The organism is Erwinia sp. V71 (genome assembly GCF_965644245.1).
Classification (GTDB): domain Bacteria; phylum Pseudomonadota; class Gammaproteobacteria; order Enterobacterales; family Enterobacteriaceae; genus Erwinia.
Map to the genome: position 1 here is coordinate 1 of NZ_CBFFRK010000079.1, position 20554 is coordinate 20554.

Here is a 20554-nt window from a genome sequence, read left to right on the forward strand (position 1 = left end):
GCAGGATAGCTTATCGGTAGCTAACCGTCCCTCCATCCACATGACCAAGCGTTGCACTTATTATCTGAATTCGCGTTTCTCTTATCGCGGTCGTTTGGGGCGGCGCGATTTCTGGATCTGGCAGGGCGTATGGCTGACCAGCATGGTGCTGCTGTTCACACTGGCAGGCGGCGGCTGGCTGGACTCGCAAATGGCGGCCTTTGGCATCGTGTGCCTGCTATGGCCGACCAGTGCGGTGATGGTTAAACGTCTGCATGATCGCAACCGCAAAGGCTGGTGGGCACTGTTGCTGGTGGTGGCCTAGATCATGCTGGCGGGCAACTGGGCGGTGCTGGGCAGCGCCTGGACATGGCTGCTGGGGCGCTGCATTCCACTACTGATTCTGACCACGATGCTATTCGACCTCGGGATTTTTACCGGCACGGCAGGCGACAACCGTTTTGGCAGTGTCGCGCGCCCGGTAAACTATTTTGCCCGTGTTGATCACCAGTAGTTTTCGCTGGAGATATGGCCCGGTTTGCGACGCAGGTGCTTGCGCATTTCGCGCGTCTCTTTCAGCAGTTGCTGCGTGTCGCGCACCATCTCCGGGTTACCGCACAACATAATGTGGCTGGTTGCCGTGTCCATGGGCAGTCCCACAGCGGCTTCCAGCTGACCGCTGGCGATCAGCGTCGGGATGCGCCCGGTCAGTGAACCTGCTGCTTCTTCACGGCTGACCACCGTCTGGAGTCGCAGTTTACCGTTATAGCGCTGCTGCAGCTGCTGCATTAGCGGCAGATAGCTGAGGTCGGCAGCAAAGCGCGCGGCATGCACCAGCACGATATGGCGGAAGCGCTCAAGGTCTTTGCCTTCCTGCAAAATCGAGAGATAAGGGCCGAGACCGGTGCCGGTCGCCAGCATCCACAAGGTTTCACACTCGGGGATCTCCTCCAGCACAAAAAAGCCCTGGGCTTCTTTGGCCAGCTGCACCTCATCGCCCGGTCGCAGGGCAAACAGATGCGGGCTCAGCTTACCTTCCGGTACTGTGACCAGGTAAAACTCAAGATTTGGATCGCTGGGCGCATTCACGTAGGAGTAGGCGCGCTGAATGCGCTCACCGTTAATTTCCAGCGCCAGCTTGCCGTACTGACCGGCAGTAAAGGGGGCGACAGGGGCGTTGACGGTGATACTGAACAAATTCTCGGTCCAGTTCGTCACGTTGGTCACTTTTCCGGTGATCCATTCAGCCATAGACACTCCTCAGCGTTGGCAGGGGTTTGCGATAGTTACTTATTGTCATCATCGCCAGGGAGTGATGATTTTTCCACCCCCTGGCAAGCGGCAAAGCTCATATCGACAAATTTGTACTGCCCGTAAACAGCGGTGCGTTACAGAATATACTGGTGCAGCTCGGCGTCTTTGCGATCGAGGTAGTGAATGGACTGAATACGGCGGATAGTGCGTGATTTACCGCGGATCAGCAGGGTTTCGGTGGTCGCCAGGTTGCCGCTGCGGGTAATGCCTTTCAGCAGGTCGCCGCTGGTAATACCGGTGGCGGAGAAAATCACGTTGTCGTTGCGCGCCATATCTCCGAGTTGCAGCACAGTGCCCGCCTGAATGCCCATCTGCTGGCAACGCTGCAATTCCTGTTCGCCAATCCGGCGATTTTCCTCGCTGTCACCTTTCACCACATGACGTGCCAGCAAACGGCCCTGCATATCGCCATCCAGCGCACGGATCACTGCGGCAGAAACCACCCCTTCCGGCGCGCCGCCAATGCCGTACAGCACATCGACTTCGCTGTCCGGCATACAGGTGAGAATCGACGCGGCGACATCGCCATCAGGAATGGCGAAAACGCGCACGCCGAGTTGCTGCATCTCGCGGATTATCGCATCGTGACGAGGCTTCGCCAGAATGGTGACGGTCAGTGCGGTCAGCGGTTTGCCAAGTGCCTGCGCGACACGCTGCAAATTGTCCGCCAGCGGCAGACTGAGATCGATACTGCCCTTCGCGCCTGGGCCGACAATCAGCTTTTCCATATACATATCGGGCGCATTCAGAAACGCGCCTTTTTCGCCGACGGCCAGCACGGCCAGTGCATTAGCCTGTCCCATGGCGGTCATGCGGGTGCCTTCAATCGGGTCGACGGCGATATCCACTGCATCACCCAGGCCAGTACCGACTTTTTCACCGATATACAGCATCGGCGCTTCATCAATTTCCCCTTCGCCAATCACGATCTGCCCGTCAATATCGACTTTGTTCAGCGTGATGCGCATGGCATGCACGGCTGCGCCGTCGGCGGTATTTTTGTCACCGCGTCCTAACCACTTGTAACCCGCCAGTGCGGCGGCTTCAGTAACACGGGAAAATTCAATGGCGAGTTCTCGTTTCAAGGTATGCCTCGGGGAAGAAGATAAGGCGGGCAGTTTATCACATTCCTTGCGGTGGCCAGGCGGCTGCGATCAATAAGGGCGGCATTACGCCGCCCTGAGGAGTGGTCAAGGAACCGTGGATGGCTCCCTGTTGCACAGATTAATTGTCTGCATCTTCCCACGCCTGGGCGCGGGCAACGGCTTTTTTCCAGCCTGCATAACGGACATTACGTTCCGTGGTCTCAATGCTCGGACGGAATTCACGCTCAACAACGGCTTTAGCGCGCACTTCATCCAGATTTTCCCAGAAACCAACCGCCAGACCCGCCAGATAAGCGGCACCCAGAGCCGTCACTTCACGCACTTCCGGACGTTCTACCCGGGTGCCGAGAATATCGGACTGGAACTGCATCAGGAAGTTATTGGAAACCGCACCGCCATCGACACGCAGGGACTGCAGGCGCATATCGGCATCAGCCTGCATCGCTTCCAGCACATCGCGCGTCTGGTAGGCGATAGATTCCAGGGTGGCGCGAATCACATGGTTGGCGTTGGCACCGCGCGTCAGACCAAAGATCGCGCCACGGGCATACGGGTCCCAGTATGGCGCGCCGAGGCCAGTAAAGGCAGGCACCATATACACGCCGTTGCTGTCTTTCACTTTGGTGGCGAAGTATTCAGAGTCCATGGAGTCACTGAACAGTTTCATTTCGTCACGCAGCCACTGGATGGATGCGCCCGCCATAAATACCGCGCCTTCCAGGGCATAGTTCACTTCACCTCGCGGGCCGCAGGCGATAGTGGTCAGCAGACCATTTTTCGACGTGACCGCTTCGGTGCCGGTATTCATCAGCATAAAGCAGCCAGTACCGTAGGTGTTTTTCGCCATACCCGGCTGAACACACAGCTGGCCATACAGCGCGGCCTGCTGGTCACCGGCGATACCAGCGATAGGAACACGCGTGCCGCCCTTACCACCAATGTTGGTCTGGCCGTACACTTCGGAGGAGTGACGAACTTCCGGCAGCATTTCGCGTGGGATATCGAGGATATCCAGCATGCGCTGATCCCACTCCAGCTTGTGGATGTTGAACATCATGGTACGGGACGCATTGGTGTAGTCAGTGATATGCACCCGTCCCTGTGTCATCTTCCACACCAGCCAGCTGTCGACGGTGCCGAACAGCAGCTCGCCACGCTTAGCACGGTCACGTGCGCCTTCCACGTTGTCGAGAATCCACTTCACTTTGGTGCCGGAGAAGTACGGGTTGATCACCAGACCCGTGGTGTCACGGATGTAATCTTCCAGTCCCTCTTTTTTCAGTTTCTCGCAGTAGGCAGCCGTACGCGGGTCCTGCCAGACAATGGCGTTGTAAACCGGTTTGCCACTCTCTTTGTCCCAGACGATGGTGGTTTCACGCTGGTTGGTAATACCGATGGCGGCAATCTGGTCGGCATTGATATTTTCGTGTGCCAGCACTTCTACCAGGGTGGAACTCTGTGATGCCCAGATCTCCATTGGGTCATGCTCAACCCAGCTTGGTTTAGGGTAAATCTGGGTAAACTCGCGCTGTGAGACGGCAATGATATTGGCGTCATGATCCAGTACGACGGCGCGTGAGCTGGTAGTACCCTGGTCGATTGCGACGATGTATTTTTTCTCAGTGTTCATGATCTATTCCTGATGTTCAAAGGATCACAGTTACGCTTTACGCTGTTGAGTGCTGGCGACAGGTTTTTCGGCCTTCTCGTCTTCAGTGACGCAAACATCGCATGGCAGATTGCGGCCAATCAAGGCGCGATAACCAAATGCACCGAGGCTGGCGCCGACAATCGGGCCAAAAATCGGCACGAGGAAGTAAGGGATATCACGTGCACCGGTGAAAGCGACGTTACCCCAGCCAGCTAACCAGGCAAACACTTTCGGTCCAAAGTCACGCGCCGGGTTGAGGGCGAAGCCGGTCAGTGGCCCCATGGAGGCGCCGATCACGGCAATCAGCAGCCCGATCAGCAGTGGCGCCAGCGGGCCACGTGGAATACCGTTGCCGTCATCGGTCAGCGCCATAATCAGCGCCATCAGCACGGCGGTAATCACCATCTCCACCAGAAACGCCTGACCGACACCGATATGCGGGGTCGGGTAGGTGGAGAAGATACCGGCGAGGTCCAGACTCTCGACGCTGCCGCGTACCATTTGATGTGTTTGCTCGTAGTCGATAAACAGATTGTAGTAGAGGCCATACACCAGTGCGACGGCGCAGAACGCCCCGGCGATTTGCGCCAGGATGTACGGCAGCACTTTACGGCGGTCAAAGCAGGCGAACAACCACAGTGCGATGGTGACGGCGGGGTTGAGGTGCGCACCGGAAATCGCGGCGCTCATGTAGATTGCCATCGATACGCCCAGGCCCCAGATAACGCTGATTTCCCACTGTCCGAAACTGGCGCCTGCCAGCTTCAGTGCGGCAACACAGCCAGCGCCGAAGAAGAGAATTAAACCGGTGCCGAGAAACTCGGCGATACACTGACCTTTCAGTGTGCTTGTTGCTGTCTGGCTCATGATGACGTTCCTGAAGGCGAGTTAAATGTTGTCATTGATTGTTTTGTTTAATCGGTCGCCCTGTTCTGTTGTAGGGCTGATGTAAATTTATCGTTAACGAGCGTTTTCGAGAAATAGCGAAATCAAAAACTGTGTACCCTGTCAAAAAAATGAGCGCTTTCGCGCCTTTTGGCTTTCCAAAAACATCATTGAAGCGGTTAATAATTCCACAGTCGCTGTACTGAGCCGTTTTTAGGCATAAGCTGAAAATTGTTACAGACTGCACTCCGCAAGGGTTCGCTGCTGGACTTGGCGCACAGCGCTACTTACAATCGGGGAATCGTTGCCGGACGCGCGATTTTCGCGGTATTTGCGTATGGCGTCCTGCATCATCAACGCCTTGCGAATTAGGAGAGGTCATAAAGATGTCATTTGAAGTATTCGAGAAACTGGAAGCGAAAGTACAGCAGGCGATTGATACCATCACCCTGTTGCAGATGGAAATTGAAGAGCTGAAAGAGCAGAACAACGCGCTGCGCCAGGAAGCCAGCCAGTCGGCGGGCAACACGGAGTCACTGGTACGTGAAAACCAGCAACTGAAAGAAGAACAGCACGTCTGGCAGGAGCGTCTGCGCGCGCTGTTAGGCAAAATGGAAGAAGTCTGAACAGCCGTGTGATGACCTAATCAAAAACGGGCGCCACTGGCGCCCGTTTTGCTGTGCAGTCCGGCTTACTCGATATCGAGCGCATCTTCCGACAGGATAATGCCGGTGTTATCGGCATACAGATGATCACCGGAGAAGAACGTGACACCGCCAAAGTTGACGCGTACATCGCTCTCGCCAATGCCTTCACCTGCGGCGCCAACCGGAATTGCCGCAATCGCCTGAATGCCGATATCCAGCTCTTCCAGGTCGTCAACCTGACGCACGGAACCGTAGACGACAATGCCTTCCCATTCGTTTTGCACCGCCAGCCGCGCCAGCTGGGCGTCGAGCAGGGCACGGCGCACTGAACCGCCGCCATCCACCAACAGTACGCGACCACGACCATTCTCTTCCAGCAGATCGTAGAGCAGTCCGTTGTCCTCGAAACATTTCACCGTGGTGATTTGACCACCAAACGAGGTGCGCCCACCAAAGTTTGAAAAGAGTGGTTCTACAACATTCACTTCTTCCTGATAGATGTCGCAGAGTTCGGAAGTATCGTATTTCATAGGAGTTTCGTCTGTTGGCCACAGGAGCGATCAGTATATCGCTTTATGGCGGATGTTGGCAAAAGCATCAATTCGTCAGGCCGGAGATTAACTTAACACCAGCCCGACGGCGAACAGGATATTGACCAGCAGCGCCATCTTCACTGTTTTTTCCAGCATCGGACGCATCGCCAGCGTGGTGGTTTCCCGCAGAATATGGCGCGCCTGGCGAACGGTAATCGGCAGCGCCAAAACAAACAGCCAGCTGCCGGCGGATTTCGCCGCAAACAGGGCGAAAGCGGCGAAGCACAGCATCGCGCCGGCTAACAGCATGGCATGATAGCGTCGGGCATTCACTGCGCCAAGACGTACCGCCAGCGTGTATTTACCGTTCAGCCGGTCGCTGTCGATATCGCGCATGTTATTGACGTTCAGCACTGCCGCCGCCAGCAAACCGCAGGCCGTCGCGGGCAGCAGATCGCTGAAGGTCAGCAGATGGCTTTGCAGATACTGGCTGCCATTCACACCCAGCCAGCCGAAAAAGATCAGTACCGACAGATCGCCCAGCCCAAGGTAGCCATAGGGCTTTTTCCCCACCGTGTAGGCAATCGCTGCGACTATCGCCAGTGCGCCCAGCGCAATAAAGGCGAGCATATCGCTCAGGCTGCGGCAGGCCAGCACCACCAGTGCCATGCCGCAGAAGATAGTGATCACTGAGGTCAGCACCAGCGCGGAACGCATCTGCATCGCGCTGATGGCACCTTTCTGCATGCCGCGCAGCGGACCGATACGATCCGGCGTATCGCTGCCTTTTTGCGCATCACCGTAATCGTTAGCCAGATTGGACAGAATTTGCAGCAGGGCGGTGGTCAGCAGGGTGAGCAGGGCGATACCCAGCGTAAAGTGTCCCTGCCAGTAAGCCAGCGCGGAGCCGTTGATAATCGACGCCAGTGCTAATGGTAAGGTGCGCAGGCGCAGGCTTTCCAGCCAGGCACGCGGCGCGCTAAGACGTGGCGCCAGTTGAACGTGTTCCATAGAGACCACCCCAGAGTAACAAGCTTACCGTGAGTGTAAGTGGCAGCCGCCGGAGAAAAGTTAATCTCAGTCAATTCCGCGCGAGATAACGCCGGAAAGTAAGTGTGAGAGCAGATCAAAAGAGGGGAAATGAACAGGGGCGGCAAGCTTGCCGCCCCTGGGATGCGTGAGTGCCCGCGCTGGCTCCTGGTGTTACAGGATAAAGCGGCTGAGGTCTTCGTCGGCCACCAGCTCATCCAGATGCTTGCCGACATAGGCGGCATCGATGGTAACGGATTCGCCCTGGCGATCGCTGGCGTTATAGGAGATCTCTTCCATCAGACGTTCCAGCACGGTATGCAGGCGACGTGCACCGATATTCTCGGTGGACTCGTTCACCTGCCATGCCGCTTCGGCGATACGACGAATACCGTCTTCGGTGAAATCGACATTCACGCCTTCGGTGCCCATCAGTGCTTTGTACTGCACCGTCACCGACGCGTTCGGCTCAGTCAGGATACGCTCAAAGTCATTGACCGTCAGCGCCTGCAGCTCAACGCGGATCGGCAGACGACCCTGCAGTTCCGGGATCAAATCGGACGGGCTGGCCACCTGGAATGCACCGGAGGCGATAAACAGGATATGGTCAGTTTTCACCATGCCGTGTTTGGTGGAGACAGTGCACCCTTCCACCAGTGGCAGCAGGTCGCGCTGTACGCCTTCACGCGAGACGTCCGGAGCGGATGATTCACCGCGTTTACAGATTTTGTCGATCTCGTCGATAAACACGATACCGTGCTGCTCAACGGCTTCGATGGCATCCTGCTTCAGTTCTTCCGGGTTAACCAGTTTCGCCGCTTCTTCTTCAATCAGCAGCTTCAGCGCTTCTTTGATTTTCAGCTTGCGCGGCTTCTGCTTCTGGCCGCCCAGGTTCTGGAACATGGACTGCAGCTGGCTGGTCATCTCTTCCATACCCGGAGGCGCCATAATTTCTACGCCCATCGGTGCGGCGGCCAGATCGATTTCAATCTCTTTGTCGTCCAGCTGGCCTTCGCGCAGTTTTTTGCGGAACGACTGGCGTGCAGCCGACGGCTCTGCACTGGCTTCTGCCTGTCCCCAGTTGTTTTTCGCTGGTGGGATCAGCACATCCAGAATGCGCTCTTCCGCCAGTTCTTCGGCGCGGTAGCGGTTTTTCTCGATCGCCTGCATGCGCACCATTTTCAGCGCCGCATCAGTCAGGTCGCGGATAATTGAATCCACTTCTTTGCCGACATAACCCACTTCGGTGAACTTGGTGGCTTCCACTTTGATGAAGGGCGCATTCGCCAGTTTCGCCAGACGGCGGGCGATCTCGGTTTTACCGACACCGGTCGGGCCGATCATCAGAATATTTTTCGGCGTCACTTCATGGCGTAACTCTTCGTCCAGTTGCATGCGGCGCCAGCGGTTGCGCAGGGCGATAGCCACAGCACGCTTGGCGCCGTCCTGGCCGATAATGAATCTGTTCAGTTCGCTGACGATTTCGCGCGGAGTCATTTCAGACATAATTTGGATCCTTACGCTTTGGACGGTAATTCTTCGATGGTGAGATTGTGGTTGGTGTAGATGCAGATATCACCTGCAATGCCCAACGCTTTTTCGACGATATCGCGTGCGCCGATATCGGTATTTTCCAGCAGCGCGCGCGCGGCTGCCTGAGCGTAAGGACCACCAGAGCCGATGGCAATCAGGTCGTTTTCCGGCTGAATCACATCACCGTTACCGGTGATAATCAGCGAGGCGTTTTCGTCAGCGACGGCCAGCAGCGCTTCGAGTTTGCGCAGCATACGGTCGGTACGCCAGTCTTTTGCCAGCTCGACAGCGGCTTTCACCAGATGACCCTGATGCATTTCCAGTTTACGTTCGAAGAGTTCAAACAGGGTGAAGGCATCTGCGGTGCCGCCAGCAAATCCGGCGATCACTTTGTCGTTGTAGAGACGACGCACTTTCTTAACGTTGCCTTTCATCACGGTGTTGCCGAGAGTAGCCTGGCCATCGCCGCCAATCACTACCTGGCCGTTGCGTCGTACACTTACTATTGTTGTCACGGGCAGACCCCTTGTTGCAGTGGGAAGAGCGCCCCATACCTCGCGGTACGGGGCATCATGCAACCAGATATGGGGCGGGTTTGACGGGTTTCAACCCCCGACGGCGAGAGGAATACAGTTTGAGTGGCCAGAACTGCGCAGGCGCTTCAGCGTGCTGTCGGCACTGGCGCGGCTGTTATACGGCCCGACCACCACGCGGTTCCAGCCGCCGCCGCTGGAGATACGGCTCTCAAAGCCTTCAAATGCCAGCGCGGCACGCACGGATTCGGCCTGATCGGTGCCTTTAAAGGAACCACACTGCACCATCCAGCTTTGCGTCTTCGCTTTCTCTTCCTTCGGCTTCTCTTCTTTTGCTTTCGCGGTTTCCTGCGTTTTCGCTGGCTGCTGGACTGGCACAGCACGGGTTACCGGCGCGGCAGGCTGCTGTTGTGGCAGACGTGACTGCTGCTGCAGCTGATTTTGCGGCAACATATGTTGCTGCTGCACCGACTGCTGAGTTTGCTGCTGCTGGCGCTGAAGGGTCTGCTGACGTTGCGCCGGGGTTTGATCGTTCCACGGCACTTCATTCAGCTGCGTCGGCTGCTGGCGCATATCCGCCTGCATCTGCTCCAGCAACTGGCGCTGTTCATCGGTCAACTGGGTTTGCGAATGAATTTCACCGCCGGCAGAAGGCTCTGTCGGTGTCGGGACGCCGATCTGGCGGTTTTCCAGCTCTTTAATATAGCGCCAGCGCTCTTCCGGTTTTGGCGGCAGGCCATTTCCCGTCGCTTTATGATTCGGGATAACCGGTGTGTCCTCTTTTTTATGGTTCGCCAGGAACCACAGGCAGCCGACGAAGGCGACCAGCACCGCAACGGCCAGCACCACCATAAATTTGGAGACTCCGGAACCACTGCTGCGTTTTTTGCTGCGGCTGGTGCTCTTTTTGCGACGCGTCCCTGTCGAACGCCCGCGGCTTACATAATCTCGTTGTGCCACTATCGTTCCGCTAATATCAAATAAGAAAGTACAACCGGGCAGAGAATCTGCCATGCGCGCAAAAAGTCAGCACCTGAATGATCCCGGCTGGTAGCCCGTCATGTTACTTAAGGGCTGGAAGTTTGACCAGCAATGAGTGGCCCAGGAAAAAACTGAAACTTAAATCCCCGTCATACTTCAAGCTGCAGATGCGTTGGCTTTCCTCGCTCACCCCGGTCACTTACTGGTGTAAGCTCCCGGGGATTCGCTGCGTCGCCGCCTTCCTGCAGCTTGAATTATTTAGGGGATTTTCCCATCGTCATTTTCGCCGTGCGCTGCTGTCGCGAATCTTCAGTTCGAAGTCCAGCAGACGCGAACCATTGCTGACGCTTTTCCCCTGTAACTGCTCCAGCAGTAGCAACATCGCCTCGCGGCCAATGGCGAAACGCGGCTGTGCGACGGTGGTGAGCTGGGGATCACTGTAGCGGGCGAGTTCGATATCATCAAAGCCAACCAGCGACAAATCCTGCGGGACGCGTAGCCCCAGCGTTTTGGCCTGAGACAGAGCGCCCAGTGCCATAATATCGCTGTGACAGAACAGTGCATCCGGCGGCTGCGGCAGCGTCATCAGCTGTTTCAGCGCCATTGCACCCGCTTCAAAGGTAAAATCGCCGCGCACGATATATTCCGGCGCCACCGTCAAACCGTTACGCCGCAGCGACTGAATATAGCCCTGCAGGCGGTAGTGACTGAGTGGCATGGTTTCCGGCCCGGCGATACAGGCAATCCGGCGGTGCCCCAGCTGATACAAATGATTGACGGCTTCAAAGGCGGCCGTCAGGTTATCGATATGCACCGTCGGCAGTTCCAGCTCCGGGGCAAATTCGTTCGCCATCACCATTGGCGGCAGGCTGCGCTGCTCCTCCACACCGGTATCGAACGGCAGCTGGGAACCGAGCAGCACCATGCCATCAATCTGGCGCGTCAGCATCAGATTAAGAAAGGATTTCTCCTGCTGATTTTGATGAGCACAATCGCCAATCAGCACCAGATAGCCTTCCTGCGCCGCCGTGGTTTCAATACCGCGGATAATTTCACTGAAAAAGGGATCGCAGATATCCGGCACAATCACCAGAATGGTGCGCGACTCGCTGCGTTTGGCATTGCGCGCCAGCGCGTGTGGTGAGTAGCCCACGTCGATCACGGCCTGTTCAACTTTCTGACGTGTGGCTGCGGAGACCTTTTCCGGATTCATAAGTGCGCGTGACACGGTGGCCGTTGATACGCCTGCTCTTTCAGCCACATCTTTCATCGTGGCTGCCGCTGTCTCTTTATTGTGCTCCAACGCTTCTCTCCTCACGCCAGCAGAGCTGGCCTGACTAACTGGAATATTCTTCTGTGGATCAAGACCCTGCTGCCAGTAGGGTCACTGGCGCAGAGTTATCACATTCTTATCAGATTGTGCCCGGGTGCTGTTACTTAATTTGCATAAAAATTGTGACTTGTGCGACTTTTTTCGATCCTGCTCGCACAACCTTTCGCACAGGGAGGAAGCGATCAGCTTTCGGTAGGGTCGACGTCGAGCGTCCATTTCACCTTGCGCGCCAGCGGCAGCGTGCCAACCAGCGGCAGGCTGCTTTTCAGCAGACGCTGTAACAGCGCACGTGACGGATGCTGTAACAGCAGCTGCCAGCGATAGCGTCCGCTGCGTTTCGCCAGCAGCGCAGGCACCGGCCCCATCGCCCATAGCGCGTCGTCTTTCAACGGACTGGCTTCCAGCAGATTGCGCAGTTGCTGCAGGAAGGCGGCGGCCTGCTGGTTATCATTATCTTCTGCACGGAACAGCACATGGCTGGTAAATGGCGGCAGAAATACGGTTTTGCGCTCCTGCAGGGTTTGCCGGGCAAAGGCGTCATAGCCATGATGCAGCAGGATTTGCAGTAGCGGATGGTCAGGGTGATGCGTCTGCAATAACACTTCGCCCTGCTTGCCAGCACGTCCGGCGCGGCCGGCCACCTGGATATACAGCTGGGCAAAACGCTCCGCCGAGCGGAAATCGGCGGAGAACAGCGCGCCATCGACATCCAGCAGCGACACCAGCGTGACGTCGGGGAAGTGGTGACCTTTCGCCAGCATCTGCGTACCAATCAGGATACGTGCGCCACCTCGATGGACTTCATTCAGTTGTTGCTCCAGCGCGCCTTTACGGCTGGTGGTATCACGGTCAATGCGCGATAACGGCACACCGGGGAACAGCGCGGCCAGATTTTGCTCCAGCTGCTCGGTGCCCAGTCCGACCGGAACAAGGTTAGTGGAGCCGCACTGCGGACAGTGATGAGGAATGGGGCGCTGGCTGTCGCAATGGTGGCAGCGCAGCTGGCGCTGCTGCTGGTGCAGCGTGTAATAGTGATCGCAGCGCTGGCATTCCGCAATCCAGCCGCATTCGTGGCACAGCAGCGCAGGCGAGAAGCCGCGGCGGTTGAGAAACAGCAGCACCTGATTATCAGCCTGCAGATGCTGACGAATTTTACTGATCAGCGCAGGAGCGAGGCCACCCTGCAGCTTCACGCCTTTGAGATCGATCAGCTGTTGTGTCGCCTGGCGTGCATTGCCCGCGCGCTTACTGAGATTCAGCTGGCGATACTTGCCGCTTTGCACATTCTGCAGGGTTTCCAGCGCCGGGGTCGCTGAGCCCATCACAATCGGAATGTCCTCTTCGCGTGCACGGAACACCGCCAGATCGCGCGCCTGGTAGCGCCAGCCTTCCTGCTGCTTATAGGACGCATCGTGTTCTTCGTCGATGACGATAACGCCAAGCCGGGCGAACGGGGTAAACAGTGAGGAACGCGTGCCGATCACAATCGCGGTTTCGCCACTGCGCGCGCGCAGCCAGACCGCCAGACGTTCGCTGTCATTCAGTGCCGAGTGCAGCACCTCAATCGGCGCATCGAAACGTTCACGGAAACGGGCGATGGTCTGCGGCGTCAGGCCGATTTCCGGCACCATCACCAGCGCCTGGCGGCCACTGGCCAGCACGTTTTCCAGCACGCTGAGATAGACCTCGGTTTTGCCGGAGCCGGTGATGCCGGCCAGCAGCCAGGCGGCGAAGTGATCGTCTTCGCTGCGAATCGCGCCAACGGCGGTAGCCTGTTCAGTATTCAGGCGCAGGCGTTCGCCTTTTACCGCAAAGCTGGCGCGCCAGTCCTGCGCGGCACGCTGATGCTCGCGCAGTTCACATAAACCTTTGGCGCGCATGGCCTGCAGGGTGGCATCGGTCAGACCCTGTTGCGTGACTTCATGGCGATAGACCGGGCGCTGCAGCAACGCCGCCAGTGCCTGCTGCTGTTTTGGCGCGCGTTTCAGGCTATCTGGTGTAGTGGCACGCCCCTGTTCGCTGAGCGACCACTGCCACAGCGGCGTCTCTTTCGCCGCTTTCCCCTGCCGCAGCAGTACCGGAATGGCGTGAAATAGCACTTCACCTAACGGATAGTGATAGTAGTCCGCCGCCCACAGCAGGATGCGCCACAGTGACGCGGAGAACAGTGAACGGTCATCCAGCACATCGTGCACGCTTTTCAACTGGTCGAGGGGGAATTCGCTGTGTTCGCTGATCGCCACCACAATGCCAATCGCTTTGCGCTGACCAAAGGGCACACTGACGCGTGCGCCGGGCACCACCTGAAAATGGGCGGGCAGCAGATAATCAAAGTTGCGGGCAAGCGGAACGGGAAGGGCGACCTGAACAACGGGCATGAATTCATCCGGGTGAATAAAATGACGAGATAGTGTACACTGTGTCGCCTGAAATGTGCGGTTCCGATTGCACCAGCTGGCGATTTTCTGTATAGTTCGCCGCCTTTGATACCGCATTTTCAGTATCAATGACACTCAATTTTTTAATCTTCGTGTGGTGCCGGTGCAGGAAATATCCTGGCACGGGAGAGCGACACGGCCTTAACAGAGGTTTCCCATGCAGAAAGATATTCACCCAAAATACGCTGAAATTACTGCAAAATGTTCTTGCGGTAACGAAATCAAAATCCGCTCTACCGTGGGTCGCGATCTGAACCTGGACGTGTGTGGTGCATGCCACCCATTCTTCACTGGTAAGCAGCGTGATGTTGCCACCGGTGGCCGTGTTGACCGCTTCAACAAGCGTTTCAGCATCCCAGGCAGCAAATAAGAATGCCTGTTCAGTGTTGCCTTCGCGGTGGCACTGGCATAAAAAACCCGGCTCAGGCCGGGTTTTTTTATGGCTGAAAGCGGCTTAATACTCCCAGGTATCGGGATCAACACCCAGTTCACGCATAATCACTTTCGCTTCTTCCGGGATCTCATCGCTACGCTCTTTGCGTAAATCCACATCATCCGGCAGCGGCTGACCGGTAAACGCGTGCAGGAAAGCTTCGCACAGCAGTTCACTGTTGGTCGCGTGGCGTAAATTGTTCACCTGGCGACGAGTACGCTCGTCAGTTAAAATCTTCAGTACTTTCAGAGGGATAGAAACGGTAATTTTCTTAACCTGCTCGCTCTTCTTACCGTGCTCAGCGTAAGGGCTGATATATTCGCCATTCCATTCAGCCATGGGTTACCTTAATCATTGTCATTTAATCGTGAAATTGCCGAAAACCGGCTAATTATGCCCGATGTTGCCGCTACTCACTAATAAATGTCAGTTTCAGCTGTCAGATATCAAATAGTGAGCAACCTATACCGCGTAATCTTAGCGGGTATTGCGTCTTTGCTCAATCTATACGCAAAGACATTTAGATGTCCAGATGTATTGACGTCCAATTCATTGATGCTATCCTGTCACTCTCTTTTTAATTCAGTCAGGAACAGTGAGCACCATGACGCGTAAACAGGCAACCATCGCAGTACGCAGCGGTTTGAATGATGACGAGCAATATGGCTGCGTTGTCCCACCGATTCACCTCTCCAGTACCTACAACTTTACCGATTTCAATGAGCCGCGCGCCCATGACTATTCGCGGCGTGGTAACCCGACCCGTGATGTAGTGCAGCGTGCCTTAGCTGAGCTGGAAGGCGGCGCAGGTGCGGTGATGACCAATACCGGGATGTCGGCGATTCATCTGGTGTGTACGGTGTTCCTGAAGCCTGGCGATCTGCTGGTGGCGCCGCATGACTGCTACGGCGGCAGCTATCGCCTGTTTGACAGCCAGAGCAAACGCGGTGCGTATCGCGTGAAGTTTGTTGATCAGAATGATGCGGCGGCACTGCAGGCGGCACTGGCGGAGAAGCCGAAGCTGGTGCTGATCGAAAGCCCGAGCAACCCACTGCTGCGCGTGGTGGATATCGCTGCCATCTGTAAAGCCGCACGTGACGCCGGTGCTGTCAGCGTGGTGGATAACACCTTCCTCAGCCCGGCGTTGCAGAACCCGCTGGCGCTGGGTGCGGATCTGGTGCTCCACTCCTGTACCAAATACCTCAATGGTCACTCTGATGTGGTGGCGGGCGCAGTGATTGCCAAAGACGCGGCAACCGCCACCGAGCTGGCGTGGTGGGCGAACAATATTGGCGTGACCGGCGCAGCGTTCGACAGCTATCTGCTGCTGCGTGGCCTGCGCACGCTGGCGCCACGTATGGCGGCGGCACAGCGTAATGCGCTGGCGATTGTCGATTATCTGAAACAACAACCGCTGGTGAAAAAGCTGTATCATCCTTCCCTGCCGGAAAATGCCGGGCACGAATATGCGCTGCGTCAGCAACGCGGCTTCGGCGCGATGTTAAGTTTTGAGCTGGATGGCGATGAGCAGACGCTGCGTCGCTTCCTGAAAGCGCTGGAATTATTTACTCTGGCGGAATCGCTGGGTGGTGTGGAGAGTCTGATTTCTCATACCGCGACCATGACCCATGCGGGCATGTCAGCGCAGGCACGCGCTGAAGCGGGCATTTCAGAAACGCTGCTGCGTATTTCTGTCGGAATTGAGGATCACGAAGATTTAATAGCCGATCTGGATAATGCATTCCGGGTTGCGGCCGAGAGGTAATCATGAGCATTTCAGCAGTAGCAGGGACGCAGAACGCGCGACAGTTGCATAAATTTGGCGGCAGCAGCCTTGCTGACCCTAAATGTTATCTGCGCGTGGCCGGCATTATGGCGGATTACAGTCAGCCGGGCGACCTGATGGTGGTTTCCGCCGCCGGTAGCACCACGAATCAGCTGATTAACTGGCTGAAACTGAGCCAGAGCGATCGTCTGTCAGCACATCAGGTGCAACAGGCGCTGCGTCGTTATCAGAGCGAGCTGATCACCGGTCTGCTGTCTGCTGAAGAGGCGGAACCTCTGCTGAATGCGTTTATTCAGGATCTGGAAAAACTGGCGGCGCTGCTGGATGGCGCGATCACCGATGCGGTCTACGCAGAAGTGGTCGGCCATGGTGAGGTGTGGTCGGCGCGCCTGATGGCAGCGGTGCTGAAAAGTCGTGATATGGATGCTGCCTGGCTGGATGCGCGCAGTTTCCTGCGCGCTGAACGCGCTGCACAACCACAAGTGGATGAAGGCAAATCCTGGCCGCTGTTGCAGCAGCTGATGGCTCAGCATCCGCATCAGCGCCTGGTGGTGACCGGTTTTATCAGTCGTAACGACGCGGGTGAAACGGTGCTGCTGGGACGTAACGGCTCGGACTACTCTGCCACGCAGATTGGTGCGCTGGCGGGTGTGTCGCGCGTCACTATCTGGAGTGATGTTGCCGGGGTGTACAGTGCCGACCCGCGTAAAGTCAAAGATGCCTGCCTGCTGCCGCTGCTGCGCCTCGACGAAGCCAGCGAACTGGCGCGTTTAGCCGCGCCGGTGCTGCACGCTCGCACCCTGCAGCCGGTGTCCGGCAGTGATATCGATTTGCAACTGCGCTGCAGCTATCAGCCGGAGCAGGGATCGACACGCATTGAGCGTGTGCTGGCATCGGGAACCGGTGCGCGTATCGTCACCAGCCATGATGATGTTTGCCTGATTGAGTTCCAGGTGCCGCCACAACACGATTTCGTTACGCTGCAGAAAGAGCTCGACCTGTTGCTGAAACGGGCGCAGGTGCGGCCACTGGCAACCGGTATTCATCCTGACCGCAACCTTATCCAGCTGTGCTACACCTCTGAAGTGGTGAACAGCGCGCTGGCGATTCTGCAGGACGCGGCACTGCCGGGCCATCTGCAGCTGCGCGACGGCATGGCGCTGGTGGCGCTGGTCGGTGCGGGTGTCAGCCGTAATCCGCTGCACAGCCATCGCTTCTGGCAGCAGATTAAAGACCAGCCAGTGGAGTTTGTCTGGCAGTCGGAAGAGGGCATCAGCCTGGTGGCGGTATTGCGCGTCGGGCCGACGGAGCATGTTATCCAGGGACTGCATCAGTCACTGTTCCGTGCGGAAAAACGCATTGGTCTGATGCTGTTCGGCAAAGGCAATATCGGTTCACGCTGGCTGGAACTGTTTTCCCGCGAGCACGAAACCCTGTCGGCACGTACCGGTTTTGAATTTGTGCTGGCCGGGGTGGTGGACAGCCGCCGCAGCCTGCTGAGTTACGATGGACTGGATGCCAGTCGCGCGCTGGCGTTCTTTGAAGATGAAGCGGTAGAACGCGACGAAGAGTCGCTGTTCCTGTGGATGCGTGCGCATCCGTTTGACGATCTGGTGGTGCTGGATGTCACGGCCAGTGAGCCGCTGGCGGATCAGTACCTCGATTTCGCCAGCTACGGTTTCCATGTCATCAGCGCCAATAAAGTGGCCGGTTCTTCTGCGGGCCACCACTGGCGACAGGTGCGTGATGCCTTTACCAAAACTGGTCGTCACTGGCTGTATAACACCACGGTAGGCGCGGGGCTGCCGGTTAACCATACCGTGCGTGACCTGCGTGAGAGTGGCGACAGCATTCTGGCGATCAGCGGGATTTTCTCCGGCACGCTTTCCTGGCTGTTCCTGCAGTTTGATGGCTCGGTGCCGTTTACTGAGCTGGTGGATCAGGCGTGGCAGCAGGGACTGACGGAACCTGATCCGCGTGTTGACCTTTCTGGTCAGGACGTGATGCGCAAGCTGGTGATTCTGGCGCGTGAAGCGGGCTATGACATCGAACCGGATCAGGTGCGGGTGGAGTCGCTGGTGCCTGCGGGCTGTGAAAGTGATTCGATTGACCACTTCTTTGAGAATGGCGACGCGCTGAACGAACAGATGGTGCAGCGACTGGAAGCGGCCCAGGAAATGGGACTGGTGCTGCGTTATGTGGCGCGTTTTGATGCGAATGGTAAAGCGCGGGTGGGTGTTGAGGCCGTGCGCCCGGAACATCCGCTGGCGGCGCTGCTGCCGTGCGATAACGTGTTTGCCATTGAGAGCCGCTGGTATCGTGATAATCCGCTGGTGATCCGTGGCCCGGGCGCGGGACGTGATGTGACCGCCGGGGCGATTCAGTCGGATATTAACCGGCTGGCGCAGCTGTTGTAATCTTTTTAATAGCCGGGTTGATCCGGCTAATCTGCCACAGCATCGCGTCTGGTGCTTTGCCTGTACTGGGATGTTGCTGTTAGTCCCAGGCCTGCTCAGGGAACACGGTCAGCTACGGAAAGTCGCTTTTCGTCATCCCTGACCGCTCGGCCCGCGCCGTCCATGGCGCGGGACGCTTTCCTCCGCTGACCGTGTTCCCTGTGCGTCAGACTTATGCGTTGCTGCCAGGGGCTTCGTGCCCGGGGGGTGTTAGCAGACTGAAATCACCTTTTTTCGTCACTGACTGGTGTATAAAAACCGCGCATTCATCGAAATATACCGTCCTGCCAGTTTTCGTCTTAACTTACTCATCTGTACTGCCGTTTTTTATGAACGTTCCATCATGAATTTCCTTCATATTGAATGAGGATTTGTCACGCAGGTTGATCATTTTTCTGTTGACGCTTTGAGCAGAATCGTTCATTTTGAATGTCTGGACGTCTAAATGGATAGACGTTTTATTTTGTCTACTATACTCACGACTAATACAGCGACTGATGAGGTCACCGATATGAGTTTTTTCCACGCCAACCAGCGCGAAGCGCTGAACCAGAGTCTGGCAGAGCTGAACGGGCAGATTAATGTCTCTTTTGAGTTTTTCCCGCCGCGGACCAGCGAAATGGAAGAAACCCTGTGGAACTCTATCGATCGCCTCAGCAGCCTGAAACCGAAATTCGTTTCCGTGACTTACGGCGCCAACTCCGGTGAGCGTGACCGTACGCACAGCATTATCAAAGGCATTAAAGATCGTACCGGCCTGGAAGCCGCACCGCATCTGACCTGTATTGATGCCACGCGTGATGAGCTGCGCACTATCGCGAAAGATTACTGGGACAACGGCATTCGTCATATCGTCGCGCTGCGCGGCGACTTACCGCCCGGTAGCGGCAAACCAGAAATGTATGGTGCAGACCTGGTGGCGTTGCTGAAAGAGGTCGGAGACTTCGATATTTCTGTTGCCGCTTACCCGGAAGTGCATCCGGAAGCGAAAAGCGCGCAGGCTGACCTGATTAACCTGAAACGTAAAATCAATGCGGGTGCTAACCGCGCGATTACCCAGTTCTTTTTTGATGTCGAAAGCTACCTGCGTTTCCGTGATCGCTGCGTGGCGACCGGGATTGATGTCGAAATCGTACCAGGCATTCTGCCGGTCTCTAACTTTAAACAGTTGCAGCGTTTCGCTGCGATGACCAACGTGCGCGTGCCAGGCTGGATGACGGCGATGTTTGAAGGGCTGGATAATGACCCTGAGACACGCAAGATGGTCGGCGCGAATGTGGCGATGGATATGGTGAAAATCCTCAGCCGCGAAGGTGTGAAAGACTTCCACTTCTACACCCTGAATCGCGCGGAAATGAGCTATGCCATTTGTCATACTCTGGGTGTGCGTCCGGGCGCAGTGGCGTAACAAGCAGGGAGTCGTTCAGTTTCGCTGACTCCCTGTGACTCATGCTTTCCGGTCAGGCTCAGAACGCGAATAGCTTCAGCTGGCGCGCTTCCCTGCCAGCATCGTAATAAAGTCTGCGGCCTGTTTTTGCTTACGAACCGGAAGTTTGCGCAGTAACTGAATAACCTCGGCTTCTTCCTGTTCTGCCTCTCTGACGCTCAGCACCAGACACCGATTCATCACCCGCACATCGATTGCCGTACCGGGGGTAAAACCTGCGGCAGATAACCATTGCCCTTTCAATATTATTGACGGTATTAATTTATAATCTGGATACTGCCTCGCATAACTCACTTTATAACGACGAATTATTGATGGTGTGACTTTTTCTTCAGTGGTAACTGAATTAGAATCCTGATCAGCCATGATAACTACCTTCTATAGTTGTTGTGGTTGGCGGATTCAAGTTCGAAGTGCAACGCTAAGCCGCCTGTCTTAACTCTGCAAAGACCACTGAAGGCTGCCGGAAC

General features: G+C 56.4%; 18 protein-coding genes and 1 pseudogene. 6 read left to right on the forward strand and 13 right to left on the reverse strand.

The genetic code is table 11. The annotated features are described in order from the left end of the window. Positions 1-40: 40 nt before the first annotated feature. Positions 41-493: pseudogene (locus ACSZO1_RS15425) on the forward strand (DUF805 domain-containing protein). Here ACSZO1_RS15425 and fpr read toward each other — a convergent pair. The 4 genes from fpr to ACSZO1_RS15445 all read right to left on the reverse strand — a co-directional run bounded on the left by fpr (position 484) and on the right by ACSZO1_RS15445 (position 4917). After that, on the reverse strand, positions 484-1230 hold the full coding sequence (gene fpr, locus ACSZO1_RS15430) for a ferredoxin--NADP(+) reductase (RefSeq protein ID WP_437614088.1): 747 nt from the start codon (positions 1228-1230) through the stop codon (positions 484-486). The pseudogene ACSZO1_RS15425 and the gene fpr overlap by 10 nt on opposite strands. Before the next feature lie 137 nt (positions 1231-1367). Beyond that, a complete protein-coding gene (gene glpX, locus ACSZO1_RS15435) occupies positions 1368-2378 on the reverse strand; it encodes a class II fructose-bisphosphatase (RefSeq protein ID WP_437614090.1) in 1011 nt (336 codons plus the stop codon). A 139-nt stretch (positions 2379-2517) separates the two neighbouring features. Further along, a complete protein-coding gene (gene glpK / locus ACSZO1_RS15440) occupies positions 2518-4029 on the reverse strand; it encodes a glycerol kinase GlpK (protein WP_437614092.1) in 1512 nt (503 codons plus the stop codon). Positions 4030-4059: 30 nt separating this feature from the next. Then, a complete protein-coding gene (locus ACSZO1_RS15445; protein WP_437614094.1) occupies positions 4060-4917 on the reverse strand; it encodes an MIP/aquaporin family protein in 858 nt (285 codons plus the stop codon). Positions 4918-5321: 404 nt separating this feature from the next. Here ACSZO1_RS15445 and zapB point away from each other — a divergent pair, with 404 nt between their 5' ends. Continuing rightward, complete coding sequence (gene zapB, locus ACSZO1_RS15450) at positions 5322-5561, forward strand: cell division protein ZapB (RefSeq protein ID WP_437614096.1); 240 nt, start codon at positions 5322-5324, stop codon at positions 5559-5561. A gap of 65 nt (positions 5562-5626) precedes the next feature. Here the strand turns inward: zapB and rraA are convergent, their stop codons facing one another. The 7 genes from rraA to priA all read right to left on the reverse strand — a co-directional run bounded on the left by rraA (position 5627) and on the right by priA (position 13902). Further along, positions 5627-6112: a ribonuclease E activity regulator RraA gene (rraA, locus tag ACSZO1_RS15455; RefSeq protein ID WP_437614098.1), complete on the reverse strand. Its 486-nt coding sequence runs from the start codon at positions 6110-6112 to the stop codon at positions 5627-5629. A gap of 87 nt (positions 6113-6199) precedes the next feature. Next, complete coding sequence (locus ACSZO1_RS15460; RefSeq protein ID WP_437614100.1) at positions 6200-7126, reverse strand: 1,4-dihydroxy-2-naphthoate polyprenyltransferase; 927 nt, start codon at positions 7124-7126, stop codon at positions 6200-6202. A gap of 192 nt (positions 7127-7318) precedes the next feature. Then, a complete protein-coding gene (gene hslU, locus ACSZO1_RS15465) occupies positions 7319-8650 on the reverse strand; it encodes an HslU--HslV peptidase ATPase subunit (protein WP_437614102.1) in 1332 nt (443 codons plus the stop codon). Between the two features lie 11 nt (positions 8651-8661). Further along, positions 8662-9192, reverse strand: coding sequence for an ATP-dependent protease subunit HslV (gene hslV, locus ACSZO1_RS15470; protein WP_004154863.1), 531 nt, complete (start codon positions 9190-9192; stop codon positions 8662-8664). Between the two features lie 90 nt (positions 9193-9282). Next, positions 9283-10170 carry a cell division protein FtsN gene (gene ftsN / locus ACSZO1_RS15475; protein ID WP_437614104.1) on the reverse strand — a complete coding sequence of 296 codons (888 nt, stop codon included), beginning with the start codon at positions 10168-10170 and terminating at the stop codon, positions 9283-9285. A gap of 298 nt (positions 10171-10468) precedes the next feature. Continuing rightward, positions 10469-11494 carry a DNA-binding transcriptional regulator CytR gene (cytR, locus tag ACSZO1_RS15480; RefSeq protein WP_437614106.1) on the reverse strand — a complete coding sequence of 342 codons (1026 nt, stop codon included), beginning with the start codon at positions 11492-11494 and terminating at the stop codon, positions 10469-10471. A gap of 212 nt (positions 11495-11706) precedes the next feature. Then, a complete protein-coding gene (gene priA / locus ACSZO1_RS15485; RefSeq protein WP_437614108.1) occupies positions 11707-13902 on the reverse strand; it encodes a primosomal protein N' in 2196 nt (731 codons plus the stop codon). Between the two features lie 217 nt (positions 13903-14119). Here priA and rpmE point away from each other — a divergent pair, with 217 nt between their 5' ends. Then, positions 14120-14332 carry a 50S ribosomal protein L31 gene (rpmE, locus tag ACSZO1_RS15490; RefSeq protein WP_437614110.1) on the forward strand — a complete coding sequence of 71 codons (213 nt, stop codon included), beginning with the start codon at positions 14120-14122 and terminating at the stop codon, positions 14330-14332. Between the two features lie 84 nt (positions 14333-14416). Here the strand turns inward: rpmE and metJ are convergent, their stop codons facing one another. After that, a complete protein-coding gene (gene metJ, locus ACSZO1_RS15495; protein WP_437614112.1) occupies positions 14417-14734 on the reverse strand; it encodes a met regulon transcriptional regulator MetJ in 318 nt (105 codons plus the stop codon). Between the two features lie 265 nt (positions 14735-14999). On the opposite strand from metJ, the gene metB reads away from it, so the two are divergent. The 3 genes from metB to metF all read left to right on the forward strand — a co-directional run bounded on the left by metB (position 15000) and on the right by metF (position 20045). Continuing rightward, complete coding sequence (gene metB / locus ACSZO1_RS15500; protein WP_437614114.1) at positions 15000-16160, forward strand: cystathionine gamma-synthase; 1161 nt, start codon at positions 15000-15002, stop codon at positions 16158-16160. A 2-nt stretch (positions 16161-16162) separates the two neighbouring features. After that, positions 16163-18598 carry a bifunctional aspartate kinase/homoserine dehydrogenase II gene (locus ACSZO1_RS15505; RefSeq protein ID WP_437614116.1) on the forward strand — a complete coding sequence of 812 codons (2436 nt, stop codon included), beginning with the start codon at positions 16163-16165 and terminating at the stop codon, positions 18596-18598. A 550-nt stretch (positions 18599-19148) separates the two neighbouring features. Continuing rightward, positions 19149-20045, forward strand: coding sequence for a methylenetetrahydrofolate reductase (gene metF / locus ACSZO1_RS15510; protein ID WP_437614118.1), 897 nt, complete (start codon positions 19149-19151; stop codon positions 20043-20045). A gap of 75 nt (positions 20046-20120) precedes the next feature. On the opposite strand, the gene ACSZO1_RS15515 is transcribed toward metF, so the two are convergent. Continuing rightward, the gene (locus ACSZO1_RS15515; RefSeq protein ID WP_437614119.1) at positions 20121-20450 is read right to left on the reverse strand and encodes a SymE family type I addiction module toxin; all 330 of its coding nucleotides are present in this window, start codon (positions 20448-20450) and stop codon (positions 20121-20123) included. Positions 20451-20554: the final 104 nt, after the last annotated feature.

Bases quoted from the DNA above. Each gene is read 5' to 3' on its own strand.
- fpr (WP_437614088.1), bottom strand. From the start codon at position 1,230: ATGGCTGAATGGATCACCGGAAAAGTGACCAACGTGACGAACTGGACC.
- glpK (WP_437614092.1), bottom strand. From the start codon at position 4,029: ATGAACACTGAGAAAAAATACATCGTCGCAATCGACCAGGGTACTACC.
- ACSZO1_RS15445 (WP_437614094.1), bottom strand. From the start codon at position 4,917: ATGAGCCAGACAGCAACAAGCACACTGAAAGGTCAGTGTATCGCCGAG.
- zapB (WP_437614096.1), top strand. From the start codon at position 5,322: ATGTCATTTGAAGTATTCGAGAAACTGGAAGCGAAAGTACAGCAGGCG.
- rraA (WP_437614098.1), bottom strand. From the start codon at position 6,112: ATGAAATACGATACTTCCGAACTCTGCGACATCTATCAGGAAGAAGTG.
- ACSZO1_RS15460 (WP_437614100.1), bottom strand. From the start codon at position 7,126: ATGGAACACGTTCAACTGGCGCCACGTCTTAGCGCGCCGCGTGCCTGG.
- hslU (WP_437614102.1), bottom strand. From the start codon at position 8,650: ATGTCTGAAATGACTCCGCGCGAAATCGTCAGCGAACTGAACAGATTC.
- priA (WP_437614108.1), bottom strand. From the start codon at position 13,902: ATGCCCGTTGTTCAGGTCGCCCTTCCCGTTCCGCTTGCCCGCAACTTT.
- rpmE (WP_437614110.1), top strand. From the start codon at position 14,120: ATGCAGAAAGATATTCACCCAAAATACGCTGAAATTACTGCAAAATGT.
- metJ (WP_437614112.1), bottom strand. From the start codon at position 14,734: ATGGCTGAATGGAATGGCGAATATATCAGCCCTTACGCTGAGCACGGT.
- metB (WP_437614114.1), top strand. From the start codon at position 15,000: ATGACGCGTAAACAGGCAACCATCGCAGTACGCAGCGGTTTGAATGAT.
- ACSZO1_RS15505 (WP_437614116.1), top strand. From the start codon at position 16,163: ATGAGCATTTCAGCAGTAGCAGGGACGCAGAACGCGCGACAGTTGCAT.
- metF (WP_437614118.1), top strand. From the start codon at position 19,149: ATGAGTTTTTTCCACGCCAACCAGCGCGAAGCGCTGAACCAGAGTCTG.
- ACSZO1_RS15515 (WP_437614119.1), bottom strand. From the start codon at position 20,450: ATGGCTGATCAGGATTCTAATTCAGTTACCACTGAAGAAAAAGTCACA.